This is a genomic window from Streptomyces sp. NPDC041814, from assembly GCF_055590565.1.
Map to the genome: position 1 here is coordinate 564,673 of NZ_JBVJAM010000002.1, position 22,388 is coordinate 587,060.

Annotated in this window: 25 protein-coding genes; 17 read left to right on the plus strand and 8 right to left on the minus strand. The window is 72.0% G+C overall.

Features of this window, described 5'->3' with window-relative positions; translation table 11 throughout:
- Positions 1 to 40 precede the first annotated feature (40 nt).
- The 12 genes from ACZ6C6_RS07900 (at position 41) to ACZ6C6_RS07955 (ending at position 11,831) form a co-directional block, all read left to right on the plus strand.
- Positions 41 to 844: an HAD family hydrolase gene (locus tag ACZ6C6_RS07900; RefSeq protein ID WP_469200225.1), complete on the plus strand. Its 804-nt coding sequence runs from the start codon at positions 41 to 43 to the stop codon at positions 842 to 844.
- Positions 841 to 1,671 (plus strand): inositol monophosphatase family protein, encoded by an 831-nt coding sequence (locus ACZ6C6_RS07905; protein WP_469200227.1) that lies wholly within the window; start codon positions 841 to 843, stop codon positions 1,669 to 1,671. The genes ACZ6C6_RS07900 and ACZ6C6_RS07905 overlap by 4 nt, the downstream gene beginning before the upstream one ends.
- Positions 1,668 to 2,483: an HAD hydrolase family protein gene (locus ACZ6C6_RS07910; protein WP_469200229.1), complete on the plus strand. Its 816-nt coding sequence runs from the start codon at positions 1,668 to 1,670 to the stop codon at positions 2,481 to 2,483. Before ACZ6C6_RS07905 ends, ACZ6C6_RS07910 begins: the two co-directional genes overlap by 4 nt.
- Positions 2,480 to 3,271 carry an MBL fold metallo-hydrolase gene (locus ACZ6C6_RS07915; RefSeq protein WP_469200231.1) on the plus strand — a complete coding sequence of 264 codons (792 nt, stop codon included), beginning with the start codon at positions 2,480 to 2,482 and terminating at the stop codon, positions 3,269 to 3,271. Before ACZ6C6_RS07910 ends, ACZ6C6_RS07915 begins: the two co-directional genes overlap by 4 nt.
- The gene (locus tag ACZ6C6_RS07920; RefSeq protein ID WP_469200234.1) at positions 3,268 to 3,684 is read left to right on the plus strand and encodes a hypothetical protein; all 417 of its coding nucleotides are present in this window, start codon (positions 3,268 to 3,270) and stop codon (positions 3,682 to 3,684) included. Before ACZ6C6_RS07915 ends, ACZ6C6_RS07920 begins: the two co-directional genes overlap by 4 nt.
- Positions 3,685 to 3,746: 62 nt before the next feature.
- Positions 3,747 to 4,376, plus strand: a complete 630-nt coding sequence (locus ACZ6C6_RS07925) for an MgtC/SapB family protein (RefSeq protein ID WP_469200858.1) — start codon at positions 3,747 to 3,749, stop codon at positions 4,374 to 4,376.
- 224 nt (positions 4,377 to 4,600) lie between these two features.
- Complete coding sequence (locus tag ACZ6C6_RS07930) at positions 4,601 to 5,503, plus strand: TIM barrel protein (protein WP_469200236.1); 903 nt, start codon at positions 4,601 to 4,603, stop codon at positions 5,501 to 5,503.
- Positions 5,504 to 5,505: 2 nt separating this feature from the next.
- Complete coding sequence (gene iolC / locus ACZ6C6_RS07935) at positions 5,506 to 6,480, plus strand: 5-dehydro-2-deoxygluconokinase (protein ID WP_469200238.1); 975 nt, start codon at positions 5,506 to 5,508, stop codon at positions 6,478 to 6,480.
- Positions 6,480 to 7,358 carry a Cgl0159 family (beta/alpha)8-fold protein gene (locus ACZ6C6_RS07940; RefSeq protein ID WP_469200240.1) on the plus strand — a complete coding sequence of 293 codons (879 nt, stop codon included), beginning with the start codon at positions 6,480 to 6,482 and terminating at the stop codon, positions 7,356 to 7,358. Before iolC ends, ACZ6C6_RS07940 begins: the two co-directional genes overlap by 1 nt.
- Positions 7,355 to 8,326, plus strand: a complete 972-nt coding sequence (gene iolB / locus ACZ6C6_RS07945) for a 5-deoxy-glucuronate isomerase (RefSeq protein WP_469200242.1) — start codon at positions 7,355 to 7,357, stop codon at positions 8,324 to 8,326. The genes ACZ6C6_RS07940 and iolB overlap by 4 nt, the downstream gene beginning before the upstream one ends.
- A complete protein-coding gene (iolD, locus tag ACZ6C6_RS07950) occupies positions 8,323 to 10,308 on the plus strand; it encodes a 3D-(3,5/4)-trihydroxycyclohexane-1,2-dione acylhydrolase (decyclizing) (RefSeq protein ID WP_469200244.1) in 1,986 nt (661 codons plus the stop codon). Before iolB ends, iolD begins: the two co-directional genes overlap by 4 nt.
- Positions 10,309 to 10,337: 29 nt before the next feature.
- Positions 10,338 to 11,831, plus strand: a complete 1,494-nt coding sequence (locus ACZ6C6_RS07955; RefSeq protein ID WP_469200859.1) for a CoA-acylating methylmalonate-semialdehyde dehydrogenase — start codon at positions 10,338 to 10,340, stop codon at positions 11,829 to 11,831.
- A 5-nt stretch (positions 11,832 to 11,836) separates the two neighbouring features.
- Here ACZ6C6_RS07955 and ACZ6C6_RS07960 read toward each other — a convergent pair whose 3' ends face one another.
- A complete protein-coding gene (locus ACZ6C6_RS07960) occupies positions 11,837 to 12,439 on the minus strand; it encodes a phosphatase PAP2 family protein (protein ID WP_469200861.1) in 603 nt (200 codons plus the stop codon).
- Between the two features lie 186 nt (positions 12,440 to 12,625).
- On the opposite strand from ACZ6C6_RS07960, the gene ACZ6C6_RS07965 reads away from it, so the two are divergent.
- Positions 12,626 to 13,000 (plus strand): BlaI/MecI/CopY family transcriptional regulator, encoded by a 375-nt coding sequence (locus ACZ6C6_RS07965; RefSeq protein ID WP_469200246.1) that lies wholly within the window; start codon positions 12,626 to 12,628, stop codon positions 12,998 to 13,000.
- Positions 12,997 to 13,929 (plus strand): M56 family metallopeptidase, encoded by a 933-nt coding sequence (locus ACZ6C6_RS07970; RefSeq protein ID WP_469200248.1) that lies wholly within the window; start codon positions 12,997 to 12,999, stop codon positions 13,927 to 13,929. The genes ACZ6C6_RS07965 and ACZ6C6_RS07970 overlap by 4 nt, the downstream gene beginning before the upstream one ends.
- 20 nt (positions 13,930 to 13,949) lie before the next feature.
- On the opposite strand, the gene ACZ6C6_RS07975 is transcribed toward ACZ6C6_RS07970, so the two are convergent.
- The 5 genes from ACZ6C6_RS07975 to ACZ6C6_RS07995 all read right to left on the minus strand — a co-directional run bounded on the left by ACZ6C6_RS07975 (position 13,950) and on the right by ACZ6C6_RS07995 (position 18,239).
- On the minus strand, positions 13,950 to 15,515 hold the full coding sequence (locus ACZ6C6_RS07975; RefSeq protein ID WP_469200250.1) for a hypothetical protein: 1,566 nt from the start codon (positions 15,513 to 15,515) through the stop codon (positions 13,950 to 13,952).
- 139 nt (positions 15,516 to 15,654) lie between these two features.
- Positions 15,655 to 16,398 carry a hypothetical protein gene (locus ACZ6C6_RS07980; protein WP_469200252.1) on the minus strand — a complete coding sequence of 248 codons (744 nt, stop codon included), beginning with the start codon at positions 16,396 to 16,398 and terminating at the stop codon, positions 15,655 to 15,657.
- Positions 16,399 to 16,413: 15 nt separating this feature from the next.
- Positions 16,414 to 16,848: a hypothetical protein gene (locus tag ACZ6C6_RS07985; RefSeq protein WP_469200254.1), complete on the minus strand. Its 435-nt coding sequence runs from the start codon at positions 16,846 to 16,848 to the stop codon at positions 16,414 to 16,416.
- A gap of 17 nt (positions 16,849 to 16,865) precedes the next feature.
- Positions 16,866 to 17,414 (minus strand): YciI family protein, encoded by a 549-nt coding sequence (locus ACZ6C6_RS07990; protein WP_469200256.1) that lies wholly within the window; start codon positions 17,412 to 17,414, stop codon positions 16,866 to 16,868.
- Between the two features lie 69 nt (positions 17,415 to 17,483).
- The gene (locus ACZ6C6_RS07995; RefSeq protein ID WP_469200257.1) at positions 17,484 to 18,239 is read right to left on the minus strand and encodes a DeoR/GlpR family DNA-binding transcription regulator; all 756 of its coding nucleotides are present in this window, start codon (positions 18,237 to 18,239) and stop codon (positions 17,484 to 17,486) included.
- A gap of 48 nt (positions 18,240 to 18,287) precedes the next feature.
- Here ACZ6C6_RS07995 and ACZ6C6_RS08000 point away from each other — a divergent pair, with 48 nt between their 5' ends.
- The gene (locus ACZ6C6_RS08000) at positions 18,288 to 18,671 is read left to right on the plus strand and encodes a DUF4406 domain-containing protein (RefSeq protein ID WP_469200259.1); all 384 of its coding nucleotides are present in this window, start codon (positions 18,288 to 18,290) and stop codon (positions 18,669 to 18,671) included.
- A complete protein-coding gene (locus ACZ6C6_RS08005) occupies positions 18,668 to 19,342 on the plus strand; it encodes an NUDIX domain-containing protein (protein WP_469200261.1) in 675 nt (224 codons plus the stop codon). Before ACZ6C6_RS08000 ends, ACZ6C6_RS08005 begins: the two co-directional genes overlap by 4 nt.
- 21 nt (positions 19,343 to 19,363) lie before the next feature.
- Here ACZ6C6_RS08005 and ACZ6C6_RS08010 read toward each other — a convergent pair whose 3' ends face one another.
- The gene (locus ACZ6C6_RS08010; protein ID WP_469200263.1) at positions 19,364 to 20,653 is read right to left on the minus strand and encodes an HAD family hydrolase; all 1,290 of its coding nucleotides are present in this window, start codon (positions 20,651 to 20,653) and stop codon (positions 19,364 to 19,366) included.
- Positions 20,654 to 20,743: 90 nt separating this feature from the next.
- The gene (locus ACZ6C6_RS08015) at positions 20,744 to 21,376 is read right to left on the minus strand and encodes a LysE family transporter (RefSeq protein WP_469200265.1); all 633 of its coding nucleotides are present in this window, start codon (positions 21,374 to 21,376) and stop codon (positions 20,744 to 20,746) included.
- A 256-nt stretch (positions 21,377 to 21,632) separates the two neighbouring features.
- On the opposite strand from ACZ6C6_RS08015, the gene ACZ6C6_RS08020 reads away from it, so the two are divergent.
- The gene (locus tag ACZ6C6_RS08020; protein WP_469200267.1) at positions 21,633 to 22,358 is read left to right on the plus strand and encodes an SMI1/KNR4 family protein; all 726 of its coding nucleotides are present in this window, start codon (positions 21,633 to 21,635) and stop codon (positions 22,356 to 22,358) included.
- Positions 22,359 to 22,388: the final 30 nt, after the last annotated feature.

A 22,388-nucleotide genomic window follows, 5' to 3' on the forward strand; every position in this document is an offset into this window, starting at 1 on the left:
CATCCGTCCCGACCACCCGAACCACCCGAGGGGAGAACCCGTGACGACGCCCCGCCCCCCGCGGGCGCTGCTGCTGGACCACGGCGGCGTGCTGATGCGGTCCGTCAAGCGCCCCGAGCGCATCGACGCCTTCGCCGCCCGCGTGCACGCGCTGACCGGTCCTTCCACAGGGCTCGACCGCGCCGGCGTGCTGGCCTCCATCACCGCCGGCAGGACCGCGTACCGGGCCTGGAAGAACGGGCTTGTGCGCACCCCCGCGCCCCGGGAGATCGGGCACCGTGAGCTCTGGGAGGACTTCATCGCCGCGGACTGGCCCTCCGCGGCACGCGCACTGGTCGGCGCGGAGGCGACCTGGCTGTGCCGCGAACTGGTCCTCGCGGAGAGCGACAGGACGGTGGCCCCCGGCATGCTCGACACGCTGCGCCTCGCCCGTCGGCACGGCGTACGCACGGGCATCGTCTCCAACACCCTCGTCGGCGCGCTCAACCGCGATCTCGCCCACCGCTTCGGCACCCACCCCCTGCTCGACGTGCAGGTCTACTCCGACGAGACGGGTCGCCGCAAGCCCGACCCCGAGATGATCCGGCTGGCCGCCCGCGCCCTGTCCGTCGACCCCGCCGACTGCTGGTACGTGGGCGACAACTACGACCGTGACGTGGTGTGCGGCAAGCGCGCCGGAGTCGGTACGACGATCCTCATGCGTCCCGCCGACCACCGCGACCCGCGGGCCCGCCCCCGGCCCGACGCCGAGGTCGCCGACGGAACGGAACTGCTGGACCTGCTGCGTACCGCACTGGTCCGCCACGACACCGCACGGGACCCCGGACAGGAGGCCGCGGCATGAGCGAACTGGACGAACTCTCCACACGGCTGCGCGAAGTGGCCACCGAGGCGGCGACGGCCGTGGCTCCCGACCTGGTGGCGGCGTTCCGGGACACCATGGACGTCGACTTCAAACGCGACGAGCACGATCCTGTCACCGTGCACGACAGGCGCGCCGAGGAGCGCATCCGGGAGCTGCTGCTCGAACGGATACCCGACAGCACGGTCGTGGGCGAGGAAGGCGGCCGTCAGGACGGGAGCGGTCGCATCGCCTGGTACGTCGACCCCATCGACGGCACCGCCAACTTCGCACGGGGGCTCGCGTTCTTCTGCACCTCCGTCGGCGCCACGGTCGACGGCGAACCCGTGGCGGGCGCGATCGTCGATCCGGTCGCCGGACACGTCTTCACCGCCGATGCCGGCGGCGCCTACCTCGGCGGCGAGCCGTTGCGCCCGCGCGGAGTGCGTGAGGAGTCCCGGGGACTGCTCATCACCGGATTCCCCACCACCCGGGAGCTCGCGTGGAACGACCCGCAGACGCTGCCCAGGTTCGGTGAACTCGTCACCCGCTACGGAACCGTACGCCGCACAGGAAGTGCCGCGCTGACCCTCGCCCACGTCGCGGCGGGCTGGTGCGACGCGGCCCTGGGTACAGCCGTGAACGCCTGGGACATCTGCGCCGCTCACGTCCTGGTGCGGCGCTCCGGCGGTGTGTACCGCTCCTTCGCCGGGCGTGACGGCTGGGACCAGCCCGGCTATCTCGCGCACGGGGCGAACCTCGAACCGCACGCGGCACGCGAGTTCGTGGACTGGTACCTGAGCCGCCTGCCCGCGAGGAGCACCTCATGACGCCGCCCGCAGAACCCCTGCGCCACTCGTGGATCGTCACCGACCTGGACGGCACGCTGGTCGACCGCGACCTGAGGATCGTCCCCCGCAGCGGCCAGGCCCTGCGTCGCTACCAGGACATGGGCGGCACCGTCGTCATCGCCACCGGCCGCAACGAGGTCTCCGCCGGCCGCTACCACCGGGAACTCGGCCTGCGCACACCGCTGATCGTCTACAACGGCGCACGCGTAGTCGATCCGCTGACCGGAAAACGGCTGCTCGATCTGCACCTGGGCGTGTCGTGGGAGGCCCTGCGCGACGACCTGCTCCCCGCCCTTCCCGAAGGTGTCGGAGCGGTGGCGTTCTCCGGCGAGGACGCCCACGTCCTGCGCGAAGCGCCGTCGCTGGCGCCCTACGCGGCACGCGACCGGATCGGACTTCGGGAGGACCCGGTCCAGCAGGCGCCGACGAAGGTGATGCTGATCGCCGACCGCCCGGGCCTCGGCCCGCTGGCGCGGCTGGCGGCCAGGCACTGTCCGGCCGCCCGGCTCCTCCAGTCGGAGGACACCTATCTGGAGATCCTGCCGGGTGCCGCGGGGAAGGAAGTGGCGGTGCGCCGCCTCGCCGACCGGGCGGGCGTCCCGATGGAACGCATCGCCGCCATCGGCGACAACCCCAACGACACCGCCATGGTGCGGGCGGCCGGTCTCGGCGCGGCGGTCGGCGACGGGCACAAGGAAGTGCGCGCCGCCGCCGACGTGGTGGTGGGTCCGTGCGGGCTCGGCGCGGTCGCCGACCTCGTCGAGCTCGTCATCGAAGGTGCCGGGCCGTGATCGTCACGGTCCTCGGCTCCTCGGGGTCGGTGCCGGGGCCGGGCAACCCCTGCTCCGGCTACCTGGTCGAGCACGGCGGACACCGGCTCGTGCTCGACCTCGGAACGGGAGCTTTCGGCACTCTGCTGACGTACGCCCGGCCGGATCAGGTCGACACCGTGGTCGTCAGCCATCGGCACGGCGACCACTCGGCGGACCTGGCGGCACTGGCGTACGCGCAGGAGAAACTGGCGCCACGCGCCGAACCGACCCGCGTGATCGCACCGGCCGGCACGCGGGCGAGGGTGGGCCGCACCTCGCCCCTGGTCTTCGAGGACGCCCGTCCGGGCGAGGCGGTTTGCGGCCTCTTCCGGCTGCTTCTGGCGCCGGTCCGGCACTCCGTGGAGGCGTACGCCGTGCGGGTCGAGGCCGGGGGAGCGGCGCTGACCTACACCGGTGACTCGGGGCCGTGCCGCGCACTCGTGGACCTCGCCCGCGGCAGCGGGCTGCTGTTGGCGGAGGCGGCTCTGGGACCCGGTGACGCGGGCGACGCGGCACCCGGCGGCTGGGACGGCGAGAACACCGGCCCGCCCCCGCATCACCTCACCGCCCGGCAGACCGGGGAGCTGGCAGCCGCCGCCGGCGTCGGTCTGCTCGCGGTGACCCATCTGCGCCCGTGGGACGACGCCGGACGCTCGCTCGCCGCGGCGGCGGCGCGGTTCGGCGGCCCGGTGCTGCCGGCCCGGCCGGGACTACGGCTGGTTCCCGGCCGCACCGCACCCGCGGCGGACCCGAAGGAGGAGAAGTGAGACGGGACGAGAGGCTGTCGGGCGCGATCCGCGTCGCCCGCGAGGCGACCCCGGTGATCAGGACGTCCACCCGCCCTCTGCGGGTCCGGCTGAAGGCGTCAGTGGCGGACATACAGAAGACCGAGGTCGTCGCCGACGTGGCGCACCGGCGCCGGTACGCGGCCTCGGCCGGGCGCGGGGCACGGTGCGGGCGGCGCAGGCCGCGTGCCGGCGGAGAACGGCTGCTGGAACGCGTACGTGGTGAGGCCGGTGCGCTGCGGGTGCGGGAGGCCGGGGGAGCGGCGACCACCTGGGACGGGCGCGGCCGGCAGCCCGGCGACGACACGAGGGTGGCGAGCGACTGCCTGGTGCACGACGCCGTACCGGCCCGCCCGGAGGCGGCGCGTTCGGCGGGCGGGGCGATGGCGCGGTGAACCACGACGGGACGTCGCTCGCCCATCTGGCGGTGGCCTTCGCCCTGTGCGCCGTCATCGGCATGGAGCGCGAGTACCGGCAGAAATCGGCCGGTCTGCGCACCCATGTGCTGGTCGGCCTCGGATCGGCGCTCTTCATGCTGGTGTCGAAGTACGGCTTCGCCGACATGCTCGGGCTGCCCGGCGTGGGACTGGACCCCTCGCGCGTGGCCGCGCAGATCGTGTCCGGAATCGGCTTCATCGGCGGCGGGCTGATCTTCGTGCGCAGGGACGCGGTCCGTGGTCTGACGACGGCCGCCAGCGTGTGGCTGGCGGCGTCCATCGGCGCGGCGGCGGGATCCGGGCTGCTGGTGCTGGCGGCCGCCGTCACCGCGGCCTACCTCCTGGTGGCGTTCGCGTTCCCCGCGCTCGCACGGCGGTTGCCCCGCTCGCCCACGGAGTCGGTACTGCTGCACGTCAGTTACCTGGATGGACGGGGGCTCCTGCGTGACATCGTCCGGGAGTGCACGGGGGCGGGGTTCCACGTGGCAGGCCTGCGGACGGCCGGCTGCCCGCCGGTGGATGCCGGCCCCTCCCAGGTGGGCGTCCTGCTTGAGTTGTCCGGCAACGGTGTCCACGACGAGTTGGTTCCCCGTCTTTCCGATCGTGAGGGAATCACCGAGGTGACTCTGTTGCAGGATGAGGTCGACTGAAGGACTTCGCGCGTACCGTCGTGGCGACAGCCGGGTACCCGCCCGGCATGAGCAATTCTTCAGTCAGTATGTCAGGACAATAGGTTGACAGGTCGCTGCTTGACGGAGCAAGCTCGATCACGAGAGCCGGGCAGGTGTCCGGTACACCCACCACGAACAGAGAAGAGGCACGGCATGCCGATCAGGCCGGTCCACGCCGTTCACGTCACCGAGGGAGGCAGGCCGTGACCGCACCTCTCACCCAGCGCATCGCCGGAGCCCCCATTTCCTGGGGCGTCTGTGAGGTTCCGGGCTGGGGGCACCAGCTCGGCACGGACCTGGTCCTGCGACAGATGCGCGAGGCCGGACTCGCGGCCACCGAATTCGGACCGGAAGGCTTCCTGCCCGACGACCCGGCGGAGAAGGCGGCCACGCTCGCCTCGCACGGCCTGCGCGCCGTCGGCCAGTTCGTGCCGGTCGTCCTCCACGAGCCGGACCACGACCCGCTCCCCGAGGTCGAGGCGGCGCTGACCGGTCTCCTGGCAGCCGACGCCCGCACAGTCGTCGTCGCGGCGGCGACCGGTGCCCACGGCTACGACGGGCGGCCCGCGCTCGACGCGAAGGGGTGGTCCGTCCTCCTCGCCAACCTCGACCGGATCTCCGCGGCGGCGGCCGCCGCCGGTGTGCTCGCGACCCTGCACCCCCACGTGGGGACGATGATCGAATCGGGGGAGGAGACGCAGCGGGTCCTCGACGGGTCGGGCATCGGCCTGTGCCTGGACACCGGGCACCTGCTCATCGGCGGCGGCGACCCCCTCGCTCTGGCGGCCCGTCAGCCCGGACGCGTCTCCCACGTACACCTCAAGGACGTGCGCCTGGACCTCGCCGACCGGGTGAGGGCCGGCCGCACGACGTACACCGAGGCCGTCGCCGACGGCATGTACGTTCCCCTGGGGGCCGGCGACATCGACATCGCGGGAATCGTCCGGCTGCTGGAGGAGGACGGATACGCCGGGTGGTACGTGCTCGAACAGGACACCATCCTGCACGCCGCACCCGGTGAGGACGGCGGCGCCGGTCCCCTCGACGACGTCCTCGCCTCGGTCGACCACCTGCGCTCCCTCGCCGCCGGCACCACGGCGGGCTGACCATGGCCCACGAGCTCCTCGCCATCGGACGGACCGGCGTCGACATCTATCCGCTCGACCACGGCGTCGGCCTCGAAGAGGTGCGCACGTTCGAGAAGTTCCTCGGTGGAAGCGCCACGAACGTCGCCGTCGCCGCCGCCCGCCTCGGTCGCGACGCCGCCCTGATCACCCGCGTCGGCCGTGACCCCTTCGGCCGCTACGTCCAGCAGGAGGCTGCCCGCCTCGGCGTCGACACCACCTACATCACCCCCCTCACGGCGCCGGACGGGCCGCCCACGCCGGTCACCTTCTGCGAGGTCTTCCCCCCCGACGACTTCCCGCTCCACTTCTACCGGTACGGCGCCGCCCCCGATCTCATGATCGACCCCGGCACGCTGCCCCTGGAGGACATCCGCGAGTCGGCGGTCTTCTGGGCGACCGTCACCGGCCTGTCCGCGGAGCCCAGCCGCGCAGCCCACTTCGCCGCCTGGCAGGCCCGCGGCCGAAGGACCCGCACGGTCCTGGACCTCGACTACCGCCCCATGTTCTGGACCGGGCCCGAGGAGGCGGGCCACCAGGCCGGCCTCGCCCTGGAACACGTCACCGTGGCCGTCGGCAACCGGGAGGAGTGCGAAGTCGCCGTCGGGGAGACCGATCCCCGGCGGGCGGCGGACGCCCTGCTCGAACGCGGTCTGGAACTCGCCGTCGTCAAGATGGGGCCGGCCGGCGTCCTGGCCGCGACCCCGGACGAAGAGGTGCGCGTCGCACCGTTCCCGGTCGAGGTCGTCAACGGCCTCGGCGCCGGTGACGCGTTCGGCGGCGCGCTCGTCCACGGCCTGCTCAGCGGCTGGGATCTGCCCCGCGTCGTCGAATTCGCCAATGCCGCGGGCGCCATCGTCGCCTCCCGCCTCGCCTGCTCCACCGCCATGCCGACCACCGCCGAGGTACAGGCCGTCCTCGCTTCCCGGCCGCCGGCCCACGCCGAAGGGAACGCCTGATGGATGCCGCACACCTGACCGAGATCCGGGCCCGCGAGCCGGGCCGCATCGCACGGTCCTGGCAGAAGCGCTCCCGCCGGCCGCTGACCGGCGAGGACGGCCGCCTGCTCATCGTCGCGGCCGACCATCCCGCGCGCGGTGCCCTGGGCGCGCGCGGCGACGACGCGGCCATGGCGAGTCGCAGCATGCTGCTCGACCGCCTGGCGACCGCTCTCTCCCGCCCCGGGGTGGACGGCGTGCTGGGCACCCCCGACCTCCTCGACGACCTGCTGCTGATGGGGGCGTTGGAGGACCGGGTGGCCATCGGGTCGATGAACCGCGGCGGGCTGCAGGGCGCGTCCTTCGAATTCGACGACCGGTTCACCGCCTACACCGCCGAGGCGATCGCCGCGCAAGGGCTCGAAGGCGGCAAGACGCTCACCCGGATCTGCCTCGACGACGCCGGTACCGCGGCCACCCTCCAAGCGACCGCCAACGCCGTCACCGGACTGGCCGCGCACGGACTCATGGCCATGATCGAGCCCTTCCTGACCGTTCGCGAGGAAGGCCGCGCACGCAACCTCCTCGACCCCGACAGCGTCATGAAGTCGATCCACATCGCGAGCGCACTCGGGGCGACCAGTGCCTACACCTGGCTGAAGCTGCCGGTCGTCGACGAACTCGAACGCGTCCTGGACGCGACCACCTTGCCCACCCTGCTGCTCGGTGGGGACCCGCAGGGCGACCCGCACGACACGTACGCGTCCTGGGCCAAAGCGCTGTCGCTCCCGGCGACCAGAGGACTCGTCGTCGGACGCGCGCTGCTCTACCCGCCCGACGACGACGTCGCGGCCGCCGTCGACATCGCCGCCGGGATCGTTCACGGGAGCGGCGCATGAGCGACAACAGCAGATGGGTGCGGCCCCTGGGCACATCCGCCGACGCGGCATGGCAGACCGCTGTCACCGCCGACGGCCGGGACTGGCGGCACACCAGCCTCCGGGTGGCGGCTCTCGCCCCGGGCGAGAGCCGGGTGGTGGACGCAGGGGACTGGGAGCACATCGTCGTGCCGCTGTCCGGCAGCGCGGAGGTCACCGCCGTCACCTCCGACGCGCGGGTGCACGAGGCGCAACTCACCGGACGCTCCGACGTGTTCGCCGGCCCCACCGACACCGCGTACATACCCGCGGGCTCGCGTATCACCCTCCGGGCTTCGGCCGGACCGGTCCGGCTCGCCCTCACGGGCGCGCGAGTGACCGGGGACCTCCGCCGGGGCGGGCCCGGCGGCCACTCCTTCCGGCACCTGAGCGCCGCCGAGGTACCGGTCGAACGGCGCGGTGCCGGCAACGCCTCCCGCCACGTACGCAACTTCGGCACGCCCGAGGTGCTGGGGGCGGACGCCCTCATCGCCTGCGAGGTCGTGACACCGCCCGGCAACTGGAGTTCGTGGCCGCCGCACAAGCACGACACCGCGCGCCCCGGGGAGGAGAGCGCCCTGGAAGAGATCTACTACTTCGAGACCGCGCCCGTGGACGCCCGCTGCACCGACCCCGTCGGCTACCAGCGCGTGTACACCGCCGACACCGGACGGCCCATCGACGTCCTGGCCGAAGTACGCACCGGCGACGTCGTCCTGGTGCCCCACGGCTGGCACGGACCGGCGATCGCCGCGCCCGACGCCCACCTGTACTACCTCAACGTCATGGCCGGTCCCGGCCCCGAGCGCGCCTGGCTCATCAGCGACGACCCCGCCCACGCCCGGGTCCGCGAGACATGGCCGGACCTGCCCTTCGACCCACGGACGGCACACCGCCGTGCCCCCGGACCCGCCCGGCCCGCACCCCGACCCCCAGGAGGCGCCGCGTGAACACCGCACAGCCCGCGACCGTGCGGCTCACCGTGTCGCAGGCGACCGTCAGGTTCCTCGCCGCCCAGTGGTCCCAGCGCGACGATCAGCGCAGGCCGCTCTTCGCAGGTGTCCTCGGCATCTTCGGCCACGGCAACGTCGCGGGCATCGGCCAGGCGCTTCTCGAACACGAGCGGGAAGCGGACGGCCGCCCCGGCCTCCCGTACATCCTGGCCCGCAACGAACAGGCCATGGTGCACACCGCCGTCGCCCACGCCCGGCAGAAGGACCGCCTGCAGACCTGGGCCTGCACCGCGTCGATCGGACCGGGATCCACCAACATGCTCACGGGGGCGGCCCTGGCCACCATCAACCGCCTTCCCGTGCTGCTGCTGCCCTCCGACACGTTCGCCACCCGCCCCAGTGCCCCGGTACTCCAGGAGCTGGAGCACCCCGGCGCGGCGGACATCTCCGTCAACGACGCCTTCCGGCCCCTGTCGCGGTTCTTCGACCGGGTCAGCCGCCCCGAGCAACTTCCCTCGGCTCTCATGGGCGCCATGCGGGTGCTCACCGACCCCGCGGAGACGGGTGCGGCGACGATCGCGCTGCCGCAGGACGTCCAGGCCGAGGCGTACGACTGGCCCGCCGAACTGTTCCACCCCCGCACCTGGCACGTGGCCCGGCCACCGGCCGAACCCGCCCGCCTCGCGGCCGCCGCGGACCTCGTACGCCGGGCCGGGCGTCCGCTGATCGTGGCCGGGGGCGGCGTGCACCACTCCGAAGCGGAGGCGGCGCTCACCACGCTGGCCGAGCGGACCGGCATCCCGGTCGGTGAGACCCAGGCGGGCAAGGGATCGCTGCCCCACGGCCACCCGCGGCTGATGGGCGGTATCGGCTCCACCGGCACGACCGCGGCGAACGCGCTCGCCCGGGAAGCGGACGTCGTCATAGGCGTCGGGACGCGCTGGACCGACTTCACCACCGCCTCGCGGACCGCCTTCCAGAACGAAGGAGTCCGCTTCATCAACATCAACGTCGCCGGCTTCGACGCCGGCAAGCACGCCGGCCTGGCGCTCGTGGCCGACGCCCGTGAAGCACTGACCGCCCTCACCGAGGCCCTGGCCGGCCACCGCGTCGACCCCGCGTTCGAGAGGTCGCAGAACGAGTCCTGGCGCAGCTGGAACGAGCGGGTCGAGGCCGCGTACAACCCGCCCCCCGAGGTGACCGGCCGGCTCCCCGAGGGCGTACTCACCCAGGCCACGGTGCTCGGCTGCGTCAATGAACTCAGCGACCCGCGCGACGTCGTCCTGTGCGCCGCCGGATCCATGCCCGGCGACCTCCACAAGCTGTGGCGCGTCCGCGACCGCAAGGCGTACCACGTCGAGTACGGCTACTCCTGCATGGGTTACGAGATACCCGCCGCGCTCGGAGTCCGGCTGGCCGACGACACCCGGGACGTCTTCGCCATGGTCGGCGACGGCGGCTACCTCATGATGCCGACCGAACTGGCCACCGCCGTCCAGGAGCGGATCAAGGTCGTCGTCGTGCTCGTCCAGAACAACGGCTTCCACTCGATCGGCTCACTCTCCGAAGCACTCGGCTCCCAACGCTTCGGCACCCGGTACCGCTACCGCTCCGCCGACGGGCGCCTGGACGGCCCGAACCTGCCCACCGACCTCGCCGCCAACGCCCGCAGCCTCGGCGCCCACGTCGTCGAGGTGCGTTCCCGCAGCGAACTGGAGGCAGCCATCGCCCGGGCCAGGGCGTGGCCGGCCGACGGGGGCCCCTTCGTCATCCACGTCGAGACCGACCCGCACGTCTTCGCACCCGACAGCGACAGCTGGTGGGACGTCCCCGTCAGCGAGGTGTCCCGGCTCGGATCGACGCAGGCGGCCCACACGTCCTACACCGGCCACAAGAAGGCCCAGCGGCCCCTGCTCGCCCCCGCGGCCGATCGCGTGGGGCGCAGCGCACCCGACCCGCGCCCGGGCAACCAGTCCTGACCCCATCGCAGAAGGAGCTCGTCGTGAGCCTGCCGCAGCGCATCACCCATTTCATCGACGGCCGGACCTGGGACGGACCGGCCGGACGCACCGCGCCGGTCCACAATCCCGCCACCGGGGAGCGGACCGCGACCGTCGACCTCGCCTCGGCCGAACTCGTGCGTGCCGCCGTCACCTCAGCCGAAGCGGCCTGGCGGGACTGGCGCGCACAGTCCCTCGCCAAGCGGGCCCGCGTGCTCTTCGCCTTCCGGGAACTGCTCAACGCGCACAAGCGGGACATCGCCTCCCTGATCACCGCCGAACACGGCAAGGTGCTGTCGGACGCCCTCGGGGAGGTCACCCGCGGTCTTGAGGTGGCCGAATTCGCCTGCGGCATCCCGCACCTGCTCAAGGGGGACTACTCCGAGAACGCCTCGACCCGGCTGGACGTCCACTCCGTCCGGCAGAGCCTCGGCGTCGTCGCGGTCATCTCCCCGTTCAACTTTCCCGCCATGGTGCCCATGTGGTTCGTCCCGATCGCGCTGGCCTGCGGTAACGCGGTGGTGCTGAAGCCCAGCGAGAAGGACCCCAGCGCCCCCCTCGCCCTGGCGGCCCTGTGGAAGGAAGCAGGCCTGCCCGACGGCCTGTTCCAGGTCGTCAACGGCGACAAGGAGGCCGTCGACGAGCTCCTCCACCACGACGCCGTCAAGGCCGTGTCCTTCGTCGGCTCGACACCCGTCGCGAGGTACGTGTACGAGCAGGCGACCGCCCGCGGCAAGCGGGTCCAGGCCCTGGGCGGCGCGAAGAACCACATGCTGGTCCTGCCGGACGCCGACCTCGACCTCGCCGCGGACGCTGCCGTCAACGCGGGCTTCGGCTCGGCGGGCGAGCGGTGCATGGCGATCTCCGTACTCGTCGCCGTCGAACCGGTCGCCGACGCGCTCGTGGCGCGGATCGTCGAACGGATGAGCCGTCTGCGTACCGGCGACGGAACCCGCGACTGCGACATGGGCCCGCTGGTCACCCGGGAACACCGGGACAAGGTCGCGTCCTATCTCGACGCCGGGGTCAAGGCCGGCGCCACGCTGCTCGTGGACGGCCGGGAGGGCGCGGTCGACGCCGACGGGGACGGCTTCTTCCTCGCCCCGACACTCTTCGACCACGTCAGCACCGACATGCCGGTCTACACGGACGAGATCTTCGGCCCCGTCCTCTGTGTGGTCCGCGTGCCCTCCTACGACGACGGCCTGGCCCTCATCAACGCCAACCCGTACGGCAACGGCACGGCGATCTACACCAACGACGGCGGAGCGGCCCGGCGGTTCCAGAACGAGGTCGAGGCCGGCATGGTCGGCGTCAACGTGCCGATCCCCGTGCCCGTCTCGTACTTCTCCTTCGGAGGGTGGAAGAACAGCCTGTTCGGGGACACCCACGCGCACGGCACCGAGGGGGTGCACTTCTTCACCCGCGGAAAGGTCGTCACCTCCCGATGGGCCGACCCGAGCCACGGCGGCCTCGACCTCGGGTTCCCCCGGACCGGCTGAGCGGGTCACGCGGCCAGCAGCGGGCGCAGTGGGCCGCACTTCAGCCGCGCGGCGATCGCCTCCTGCCTGCGCCGTACCGCCCAGGTGGTGACGCAGGCGACCAGGGCGCCGACCAGGAAGCCGGCCAGGACGTCGTGCGGGTAGTGCGCGCCCACCCACACCCGGGAGGCCGCCATCAGACCCGCCGCGGCCAGGGCGACGAGTCCGAGCCGGCGCGATACGAGGAGGAGAGCGACGGCCGCAGCGGAGGCGAGGGCCGCGTGGTTGCTGGGGAAGGACCAGTCACCGGGTGCCGGGCACGCTTCCAGGGTGGCCACGTGCAGTTGGTCGCAGGGCCGGTCCTCATGAACCGCGAGTTTCAGCAGTGAGTTGGCGCCGTAGGCGAGGACGGTGACCAGCGGGACGGCCAGCGCGGTGACCGCGGTCGGTGTCCCCGCCCGGCGGGCCCGCCACCAGGCGACGAGCATCAGCAGCGCGAACACTCCCAGCCCGTACGCCGACCAGGTGGTGACCAGGCTGTCGACCCATCCGGGGGTCCGGTCGGCGAGGCCGACGATCTTGAGGTAGGCCGGGCCGTCGATGGCCGAACCGTCGTAGGCGAGTTGCATCAAGGGGTCTCGTTCCGGTGCTCGGCGGCTTGTCGTGAGAGTGGCGAAGGGGCGACGGGGTGTACGGCCATGGACGTTGGCCCTTCATACATGCGGGCAGGGGGCGGCCGGGCAGAACGGCGGAGCGACTACAATGCTGTAGACGGTCTACGGAACTGTAGACGATCCGGAGATGAAGGAAACGTCATGACGGAGGGCGTAGCCGAACGCAGAGCGGCGGGAGAACTGGAGGCGAGCGTGCTCGCGGCACTGTGGGCCGCGGACGGACCCCGGACCGTCGGCCAGGTGCAGAAGAGCCTCGCGGCCGGCCTGGCCCGCACCACGGTGACCACGGCACTGACCCGTCTCCATGCGAAGGGGGCCGTCGGCCGGGAGCGTTCCGGCCGGGGATTCGCCTACTTCCCCGTCCGGGACGCCCACGGTCTGACCGCTCAGCGCATGCGCCACGAGCTCGACAAGGACCACGACCGCCCGACCGCGCTCGCCCGGTTCGTCTCGGACCTGGATCCCGAGGACGAACGCATACTGCGCGAACTTCTGGGAGATGGCGGCGGGCAGTGATCACCGCTCTGGCCGTGCCGCTCCTGATGCCGCTCGCGGCACCGGTGCTCATCCGGCTGGTGGGATCCCGTCAGCGTCCGGCGGCCGCGATGTGGGCGCTGACCGCGACCGCGTGCGTGCTGGCGGCCGGCTGGCTCGCGGCACTCGGGGTCCTGCTTCTCGCCGGCATGCTCACCGTGTCGGCCCTCGCCCGCTTCGGTCACCTGGTCCACCCGCTGAACGTGGCGCCCGCCACCGTCGCCTACCCGGCCTCCGCGCTCGCCGTCGGGACGCTCCTCGTCTGCCTTCACGCCGTGGCCGGGGCGGCGCTGCGTCAGCTCCGCCAGTACCGCACCGCGCACGCACAGCTGCGCGACGCGCCCTCCGCCGGAGACCTGAGTGTCCTGGACCACCCCGAACCCGACGCCTACGCCCTTCCCGGGAGCCCGGGGCGCGTCGTGGTGACCTCCGGAATGCTGCGCACCCTGAACGGACCCGAGCGGGAAGCCCTCCTCGCGCACGAACGGGCCCACCTCGCAGGACGCCATCACTACTTCCTCGCCGTGGGCGACCTCGCCACCCGCTGCCATCCCGCGATGCGCGGACTGCGGGACGCCATCGCCCTGGCCGTCGAGCGCGTCGCCGACGAAGCCGCCGCGACCGTGGTCGGTGACCGTCATCTGACCGCGCGCGCCATCGGTCGCGCGGCCCTGGCCAAGAGCACCGGCGGCCCCACGCGGCCGTCCTTCGCCGCGGGTGCCTCGGGCGGGCTCGTGCCTCAGCGGGTGAAGGCGCTGCTCCAACCCGCGGTCACACCGCGCGGGGTGGCGGTCGCGGCAGCCGGCCTGCTCCTCGCCTGCTCAGCCGCATCCGGCGGCGGAGCCGCCGCGGGGCTCGCGAGCCTGCACCACCGCGTCGAGATCGCCCAGGGCGAAGTGCGGGACCACTGACGCGTGGTCATGCGCGGGGGTCAGGCCGATGACAGCTGCTCCGCGATTTCCTTGACCCACGCGGCGCTCCTGGCAGGGTCGTCGAGGGACTGCGCCCACTCGTCCGGTGTCAGGCCGTGGTGGGCGGGGCCGGCTTTGAGAGCGACGAGAAGGGCTCTGGCCGAGTCCCGCATGGCGGACGACGTGTCGCCGCTTCCGTCGATTCCCGTTCCCGCCGCCAGACCGTAGATCTTGCGTGCCATGGCCTGGCGCTCACCGTTCTCGACCTTCTTCCAGAACTTCAGGGCCTCCTTCAGCGCATCGGGGCGGGAAGCGGGTTCGGCGTGGTCCTCGTCCGACGCCCAGCGCTCCGGGTGGCGGGCCCCCTCGTAACGCTTCATGCCCGCCCGGCCCGCCTTGTACGCGGTGACACCGAGGATGAGGCCGGCGGCCCCGGCGGCGAGGCCCCAGCCGACGGGATTGCTCGCCAGTCCGGCACCTCCCGCGGTGGCGGCCACCGCCGTCACGATGCCCCCCGCGGCCTTGGCGGACTCGCCCACAGCGGTGAACGCCTGCTTGCCCATCTTGTTGCGCTGCTTGCCCAGCGCGTACGTGTGCACGGTGTTCATGGTGTTCGCGTCCTCGGCGCGCCGGATGTCGGCAGCCGCGTCACGGGCGGCGCCCGTCGCCGCCCAGGCGGCATCGATGGCCTCGGAGACGCGCGCGATCCGGTCCACGCCCTCGTGGTCCCAGTGGCCGTCCAGGGCGACGTACGCGTCATCGGCGGCCTGTTCGGCCTCCTGCCGCGCGCGGTCGAGGCGGGCCATGGCGTCCTCGTCGGTGCGGTCGTGCCTCTCCAGCCCTTTCAGGGCCCGGTACTTGCGAGCGGTCAGCCCGACACGCGTTGCCGCGCGTGCGCCCTTCACCGCTCCGACCACGCCGGAGCCGATACCGCCTGCCTCGGATACCGTCGCGGCGTGCGCCGCCATCTGCGCCTTCGTCAGTTCCTTGGCGATGCCGAGCACGTAGTTCCCCGCTCCGGCGGCACCGATGACCGCGTCGGCCGTCTTGGAGTTGGCCTTCTTGTCCGCCGTGTGGAAGGCGGCCCCCTCCTTGTGCTTGGTGGCGTCCCTCCTGGCTTTGACCGCCTCCATGCCACTGAGCGCGGCGCCGGCGGTCTCGGTGACGAGGTTCTCGGACGCGGCGGCGGCGCCGGATGCGCCGGTGGAGTGCTTGAGGCTCTCGCTCGCCGTCACCGATGCCTGCTGGGCGAAGCCCGCGTTGGCGGGAACATGGACGCCCTTGACGAACGTGTCGATGAGTTCGAGGTTCTTCTTGACCTTGTCTAGGACGGCGGCGATCCGGTCGCGGTAGCTCTTGGGGGCCGGGGGCGGGCCGGCGTTCTCCGGTCCCCCCTCCCGAGCGGTCTCGTTGGCGCGCTGCACCACCGCGACCGCCGCCCGGTTGCCGAGGCTGGCCTGGATCGCGAGGAGCGGGCGGTTCGGCGAGCCGAGGGACGGAACCCCGGTCCGGCCCCGCTCCGGGTGCTGCGGGGCTCGGGGCAGGACCGACTGCCGAGTCGGGGTGCGGTGGACCGGGGTGCTCATGACGTACCTCTCCTGGGCCGGACCGGGAGCCCGGAGAGTAATCAGGCCGGGCCAACAGCAGGAGTACGGCGGGAAGATCTTTCACTGACGCCGGTCGGCGCGCTCCGCGTGACACGTCCGATGACGGCGTCTTCCCGCGTCAAGGTGTCGGCGAGGCACCGGTGAGCGCCATCCAGCCGCGGAGCGTTTCCTGGTGGGATCCCTCTGCCGTGCTGGACGCCACCGCCTCGGCGTCCTCGGGGGAGCGCGGCGTCCCCGCTCGGGTGAGCAGGTCGAGCGGCCATGCGGGGCCCGTTCCGGCCGGTTCCCCGTCGAAGGCTGTCCAGTCCCAGGGTCCGTTGAACTGCCATGCCCGGCCGACGGCATCGGCGACCTCGTCGCCGATGTGGAGGGACGCGTACGGGCGCATCAGGAGCTCGAAGGCGAAGGGGATCCCGTCGCCGGGGTGGATGGTGTACCCCGAGCCGTCAAGATGGCTCCCGTCCGGGAACTCGCGATAGGACTGCCCCCGGGGCAGCACGGTCACGGACCGGGTGGGACGGGGCAGCCAGGCCGTCTCCACCGGGGGATCGTGGCGGGCGACGTCCGTCACGTGCACCACGGTGGGGGGAACGCCGACCCGGCAGACGTCGCCCGCCTTCAGCCGGTCGGGCGGGGGCTCCGTCCGGAAGAGCTCGACCTCGGGCGAGACGCTCCCGTCGGTGCTCACAGCGAGGGCGACGATCCCGTTCCAGCGCGCGAACTCGTTGTCCGTGTCGATTTCCCACCATGGCCAGTGCACCGACACCTCACCCCACCTGAGACCCCGCTCGACGCGGGTGGGTGTGAAGGGGCACGCCACCGACAGCACGTCCCCGACCCGGAAGTCGTCTTCATCGATCATGTGGTCGGCCGAGTCCTAAAGGTCGCGGCATATTCCGCGAGCATGTTCCAGGTCCTTCTTCACCGTCGCGTCGAAGTCGAAGACCCGGGCGTGGCGATCCTGGGAGCGGCGTATGGTCCGCGCGAGCTCCTTGTACGTCGCGTCGCCCGCTGCCGCCGACGCGGAGAGGGCCCCGGCGGCCGCGTAACGGTTGATGGCGACCTCGCCGGCCGAGCCCTCCTCCGTGTACTTCGCAGGGTCGAACCCCTTGAGCGCCGCGCAGGCGGCACGTGCGTCTGCCGCCGGGGTCCCGACCGCACCGGTGGAGTCGGGGCGCAGCGCCCAAACGGCGCCCGTCCCCGCGACGCCGAGAACGAGCCCCGCGACGAGGCAGAGCACCATGTTCCTGGCGCGGGACTTGTGCGGGGAGGGCGAGCCGGATGCGAGCGAGGGCGGTGGCTGGGAATGCATGCGGCCAAGTTAGCAACTCATCGACGCCCGCCGAACTCCCAGTCGTGAACCTCGATACTCGCGTACCGGTCCGCGGCCAGGACGGCTCGCGCCGCGTCCGGATCCGGGGCCCTCAGAAGCACGGCCGTACCCAGCCAGGTGTCGCCGTCGTCGGAAAGCAGCGGCCCGTACGCGACCAGGTCGTCGCGTTCGACCGGAAGGTCGAGGTCGGCGGCCGGGCCCTCGCCGAGGCCGAGCACCAGATACCGGTTGCCACCGGCACGGCCACCGGGGAAGTCCCACATGGTGCGCCCCAGCACGTTGCGCCACCGGCGCAGCATCACGTCACGGTACGCGCCGGCTTGGTAGTTGGGCTCGTCGAAGGCGAACGCGCGGGCCGCGGCGGGATCGGGCAGGTCGACGATGTGGACGCTGCCGGTCGGTGTCTCACCGTCGTCGGCGAAGGTCGGGCCGCGAGCGATCAGCTCCTGCCCGTACCGGTCCATGTAGGACCAGTGCTCCTCCAGCAGCTTCTCGCGCAACGCGAGGGAACCGGGCCGATCACGGTGGTAGCAGAAGAACTCCATGCACAGACCCTCGCCGATCAAGGGCGCCGACTCAACCGGCTTCCGGCCGAATTGGCTTCGTGACACGCCCTAGGCGAGAAGAACCTCCACGCCGAGTGTCCTGAGTCGCTCGATGGCCGTGTCCTGAGGATCCGCGTCGGTGATCAGGCCGGTGATCTTCTCCCACGGCAGGACGCGGTACGGCGAGGCGGTGCCGATCTTCTCGTAGGACGCGAGGATGTAGGTCTCCGCGGCCCGTGCGGCCAGGGCGCGCTTCATCGCTGCCTCCTCGGCGTCCCCCGTGGTCAGTCCGGCCTCGGGGTGGACGCCGGTGACGCCGAGCAGGCACAGGTCGGCGGAGACGTTCTGCGCGGCCTCGACCGCGGCGGCACCGCAGGCGACCGCGGAGTGCTTGAAGACGCGCCCTCCGAGGAGGAACAGCTCTGCCCGCGGGTGGTCGATCAGTTGCGTGGCGATCGTCGGGCTGTGGGTGATCACCGTGCAGGTGAGGTCCTTCGGAAGCGCCTGCGCCACGGCGAGGGCGGTGGTGCCGCCGTCGAGGATCAGCGAGCCGCCGGGCCGGACCAGCGCGGCCGCCGCCGCGGCGACCCTCCGTTTGCCGTCCGGTGCCACCGCACGCCGCGCGTCGTAGTCCACCACCGCGGGAGAAGCGGGGAGCGCACCCCCGTACACCCGTTGGCACAGTCCCTCGGCGGCGAGATCGCGAAGGTCACGCCGCACGCTGTCCTCGGAAATGCCGAGTCCGGCGGCGACGTCCTTGGCGACGATCTTGCCCTCGCGGGCGAGCAGGCCGAGCAGGTGATCACGTCGTTCAGCAGCCAGCATCCGCATTCTCTCCTGTTCTTGCACGTTTCTGCATGTATCGTAGCGGCCATGAACGACAAGCCCAAGCTCATCCTGATCGCCGGTCCCTACCGTTCCGGCACCGACGGCGCCCCGCAGGCCATGGCCGCCAATCTCGCCCGCCTCGAAGCCGCCGCCTGGCCGATCTTCGCGGCCGGCCACCTCCCCGTGATCGGGGAATGGATCGCCCTGCCCGTGCTGCACTCGGCCGGCGCCGGCCCGACGGACCCGCTCGCCGATCAGGTGCTCTACCCGACCGCCGACCGCCTGCTCGCCCATTGCGACGCCGTGCTGCGCCTGCCGGGCGAATCCGCCGGCGCCGACCAGGACGTCGCCACCGCCCGCCGCCGCGGCCTGCCCGTCTACTACGACGTGGCCGAGATCCCGCGCCGCACCTCGGAGGAGGCCGCGTGAAGAGCCGCCCCGGCATCGACATCCCCGACCATCGCGGCCGCACCGGCCTCGACCGGGCCGGGCGCGGACTGGACCGCAATCCCGGCGTCCGGGTACGCGACGTCGAGCTCACCTCCCGGGGCTGGCACGTCCTGCGCCGCACCACCTTCGACTACCGGCGCCGCGACGGCCGGTGGGAGACCCAGCAGCGCGAGACCTACGACCGCGGCGACGGCGCCGTCGTCCTGCCCTACGACACAGGCCGCGGCCGTGTCCTGCTCACCCGTCAGTTCCGCTACCCCGCCTATGTGAACGGCCATCCCGACGGCATGCTCATCGAGGCGGCGGCCGGACTGCTCGACGCGGAGGACCCCAGCACCGCGATCCGCCGAGAGAGCGCCGAAGAACTCGGCGTCACCCTGGGGCCTCTCACCCGCGTCTTCGACGCCTACATGAGCCCGGGCTCCGTCACCGAGCGCCTCCACTTCTTCGCCGCTCCCTACGCCCCGGCCGACCGGACCGGCAAGGGCGGAGGAGTCGCGGAGGAAGGCGAGGACATCGAAGTCCTCGAACTTCCCTTTGCCGAAGCCCTCGCCATGGCCCACGACGGACGCATCACCGACGGCAAGACCATCATGCTCCTGCAGTGGGCAGCCCTGTACGGGCCCTTCGCCCCACAGCGGAACGTGTGAGAACCCGCCCACCGGACCGCGTCAGTACACCGTGTCCTGCTGGTCCGGTACGACACTGCCGTCGCCACGCCGTACGGGGCTCTGGGTGCCGTCGGGTTCGGTGTAGGCGGCGGTCGCGCAGGGGTAGGCCGTGGCCTTGCGGGGCAGCGGTTCGATGAACATGGGATTCACGACCCAGCGGCCGTCGGCGTTGTCGTAGGCGCGGCACATCACCTCGTTCTTGTTGCGGTTGAGCACCAGGTGCGCGCCTGTCGCATCGCCGACGAACGTCACGTCGGTGTCGGCGTCGCCGCCGCCCAGCGCGATGCGCCGGTGGGGAGCCTGCTGGTTCCAGGCGGCCCGGCCCTTGATCCCGTAGATCTCCTGGTTGATCCAGCAGCGCTTGCCGTCGATGTAGGGGATGACCTCGCCCTCGGTGACGCCGACGCCGCCGCAGCCTTCGTTGCGGGTCGTGATGCGCCCCTTGCCGTCGAGGACGGACCGGATCGCCACGGTGTGCGCGCGGTCGATTCCGATGCCGCGGGACCACACCTCGGTGACCGGCTCGGAACCGGCCGAGACGATCCAGACGTCGAACCCGGCCCTCTGGAGCGTGCGGACGAGGTCGCGTTGCTGTTCGTAGTAGCGGACATAGGCGGGAAGGACGTGGGTGCCCACGGTGCGGGTCGCACCGATGGGCGCGGCAAGGGCCTCGGTGCGTGCGGCGTCGGCGTACGCACGGAGTTGGGGGACGGTGTGTCCGGCGAACAACTGCGGCACCCACGCGTACTGCGGCACGGTACGCCTGTGGTTCCACGTTCCCGCGAAGGCGGCATCGCCGCTCATCGTCGTGCCGTGCTCACGGATTTCGAGGATCTCGTCGGCGCAGCGGGCGTTGGTGGAGGTGGGCAGGGGCTCCCCCACCTCCACCTCGGTTCCGCATGCCTCGGTGAGGGCCTTGTTCGCCGTGCTGGTCAGCCATGTGCTGGTGTCCTTCCAGCTGGCGGGGCGAAGGATCTTGTCGTGGCGCAGGGACCAGCTGATCGTGGCATCGGTGACGTCGTTCTTGGTGATGGTGTTGTCCCAGTCGAAGGCCGCGACCGGACGCGGTCCACTTCTGCCGTGGCAGGTGCCGCGTTCGTCGATCACGCGCTGCAACTGGGCTCGGTTGTCGCCGTACCAGGGAAGATCGTGGGAGAGCTGAGGGCAACGGGCCGTCGGGGGCGCGGCCACGCGGCCGGCCGGTGCGGCCGCCGCGGGGCCCATCGCTGCCACGACTGCGAATGCGGCCGTCACGGCCGAGGTCCACGCGAGAACTCGTCGGGTGCGCATGCGAGTGGACCGTACATCAATGTTCCGACGATGTAGAGGGGGCACGCGCCCACGCCCGGGCGTCGACTGATGGGCACTCACCTCCGGTGCTCACGACTGGGCGACGAGGAGGTGGGTGGCAAGTCCAACGATCACGGCGCCGGATACGAGGGAGGTGAACAAACGTCCGCGTGCACCCGTCAGTACGCGGCCGAGCAGGGCTCCGCCGGCGGCGAGCAGCAGCTGCCAACTCGCGGAGGCCAGGAAGGCTGCCAGGACGAACACGGCCTCGCCCCAGCGGCCCGGAGCAGTGGTGCCCTGACTGGCGAGTACCAGCGCCGCGAAGTAGAGCACGGTGATCGGGTTCATCATCGTGATGCCGAGCAGCTCCGCATACGCCCGCACCGGACTCATCGCCCCCCGGCCGGTTTTCCCCGTCACCTCCCGCCTGCGGTACTGGGCGATGGCCGTCATGGCACTCCGGCATGCGAGCACAACGAGCACCACGGCAGAGGCCCGACGCAGAGGGAGCGCGACCGGCTGGATCGCGGGCGCGAGCGCTGAGCCTCCGACCACCGAAATGAGCGCGTACAGTCCGTCGGCAGTCGCGACACCCAGAGCGGCACACGCACCGACTCGTAGCGATGTCCGCGCGGTGAGGGCAACGAGATACGTCGCGACCGCTCCCACGGGCATGGCGATGCCATAGCCGGCCAGGAGCCCAGCGACCAGAGCCGCGGTCACGCGCGGTGCGGAATCGGCCTCCGCGGACAGCCGGACTGCTGCTGGCCCCGCCCCGCATCAGCGGAGGAGGACAGCGGCAGCACGGAAACAACGGTTGTGGTCATGGGCGAATCCTCGGGGGTGTCCTGCCGGCCGCACAACCGGATTACGAGGCTGCCGCGGGCAGACAGCGATCAAGCAGACCGGACAGTCGCTGACTTTCCGGTGTGTAGCGGTGACCGGAAAACAGGGTCGCGCCGACGGATATCCTCCGGGCATGAGACAAGAGTTCGATTTTGCTGCCTCTCTCGCCGGAGGCGTCGCCGACCGCAGCGGTGCGTGGAGCTTCGTCCAGGGCTTCGCCGCCCACTGGGGCGAAGCCCTTCAGACCGGCGACGGGTGGACGGAGGCGGATCTCGACGCGGCGGAGGAAAGGCTGGGCGTCCGGCTGCCGGCGGCGCTGCGAGAGGCGTATCTGCTGTTCGGGCGCCGCCGGGACCTCACCAGCAACCATGACGAGTTGCTGGGCCCGGCGGACCTGTATGTCGATGGCGCCGGAGAGGCCCTGGTCTTCCGGCACGAGAACCAGGGGGCCGCATCCTGGGGGCTCCTCGTCGAAGAACTCCGGGAAGACGATCCTGCGGTGTTCATCCGGCTCGACCTGGCCGACAAGACCGCCGAGCGGTGGGAGGGCTGGCTGGAGCGGCTTTCCCTCTGCTTCGTCGAGATCGTCCTGTCCGAGGCCGTGCAGGCCGACGTCGAGTCGTGCGACTTCCTCGACCCCGATGCCGACAGCGGCCGGCTGCTCGAAGAAGCCTGCGTCCAGCTGCCGTTCCCTGCCTGCCCCATCGGCGAGAAAGAGGACGCGACTCGGTGGTTCCTGGGCCAGGACGTCCTTCTGCGCGACGACGGCATGACCATCCTGGCCCGTGGCCGCACACCCGAAGACCTCGACCGCGTGCGTGTGCGGATTCCGGGCGACTGGCTCAACGACAGGCTTTAGGGTCTGCCCGGCGGCTGGTTCCTGGCCCTC

Bases quoted from the DNA above. Each gene is read 5' to 3' on its own strand.
- ACZ6C6_RS07905 (WP_469200227.1), top strand. From the start codon at position 841: ATGAGCGAACTGGACGAACTCTCCACACGGCTGCGCGAAGTGGCCACC.
- ACZ6C6_RS07910 (WP_469200229.1), top strand. From the start codon at position 1,668: ATGACGCCGCCCGCAGAACCCCTGCGCCACTCGTGGATCGTCACCGAC.
- ACZ6C6_RS07925 (WP_469200858.1), top strand. From the start codon at position 3,747: ATGGAGCGCGAGTACCGGCAGAAATCGGCCGGTCTGCGCACCCATGTG.
- iolC (WP_469200238.1), top strand. From the start codon at position 5,506: ATGGCCCACGAGCTCCTCGCCATCGGACGGACCGGCGTCGACATCTAT.
- ACZ6C6_RS07940 (WP_469200240.1), top strand. From the start codon at position 6,480: ATGGATGCCGCACACCTGACCGAGATCCGGGCCCGCGAGCCGGGCCGC.
- iolB (WP_469200242.1), top strand. From the start codon at position 7,355: ATGAGCGACAACAGCAGATGGGTGCGGCCCCTGGGCACATCCGCCGAC.
- ACZ6C6_RS07960 (WP_469200861.1), bottom strand. From the start codon at position 12,439: ATGCAACTCGCCTACGACGGTTCGGCCATCGACGGCCCGGCCTACCTC.
- ACZ6C6_RS07965 (WP_469200246.1), top strand. From the start codon at position 12,626: ATGACGGAGGGCGTAGCCGAACGCAGAGCGGCGGGAGAACTGGAGGCG.
- ACZ6C6_RS07975 (WP_469200250.1), bottom strand. From the start codon at position 15,515: ATGAGCACCCCGGTCCACCGCACCCCGACTCGGCAGTCGGTCCTGCCC.
- ACZ6C6_RS07980 (WP_469200252.1), bottom strand. From the start codon at position 16,398: ATGATCGATGAAGACGACTTCCGGGTCGGGGACGTGCTGTCGGTGGCG.
- ACZ6C6_RS07985 (WP_469200254.1), bottom strand. From the start codon at position 16,848: ATGCATTCCCAGCCACCGCCCTCGCTCGCATCCGGCTCGCCCTCCCCG.
- ACZ6C6_RS07990 (WP_469200256.1), bottom strand. From the start codon at position 17,414: ATGGAGTTCTTCTGCTACCACCGTGATCGGCCCGGTTCCCTCGCGTTG.
- ACZ6C6_RS07995 (WP_469200257.1), bottom strand. From the start codon at position 18,239: ATGCTGGCTGCTGAACGACGTGATCACCTGCTCGGCCTGCTCGCCCGC.
- ACZ6C6_RS08000 (WP_469200259.1), top strand. From the start codon at position 18,288: ATGAACGACAAGCCCAAGCTCATCCTGATCGCCGGTCCCTACCGTTCC.
- ACZ6C6_RS08010 (WP_469200263.1), bottom strand. From the start codon at position 20,653: ATGCGCACCCGACGAGTTCTCGCGTGGACCTCGGCCGTGACGGCCGCA.
- ACZ6C6_RS08020 (WP_469200267.1), top strand. From the start codon at position 21,633: ATGAGACAAGAGTTCGATTTTGCTGCCTCTCTCGCCGGAGGCGTCGCC.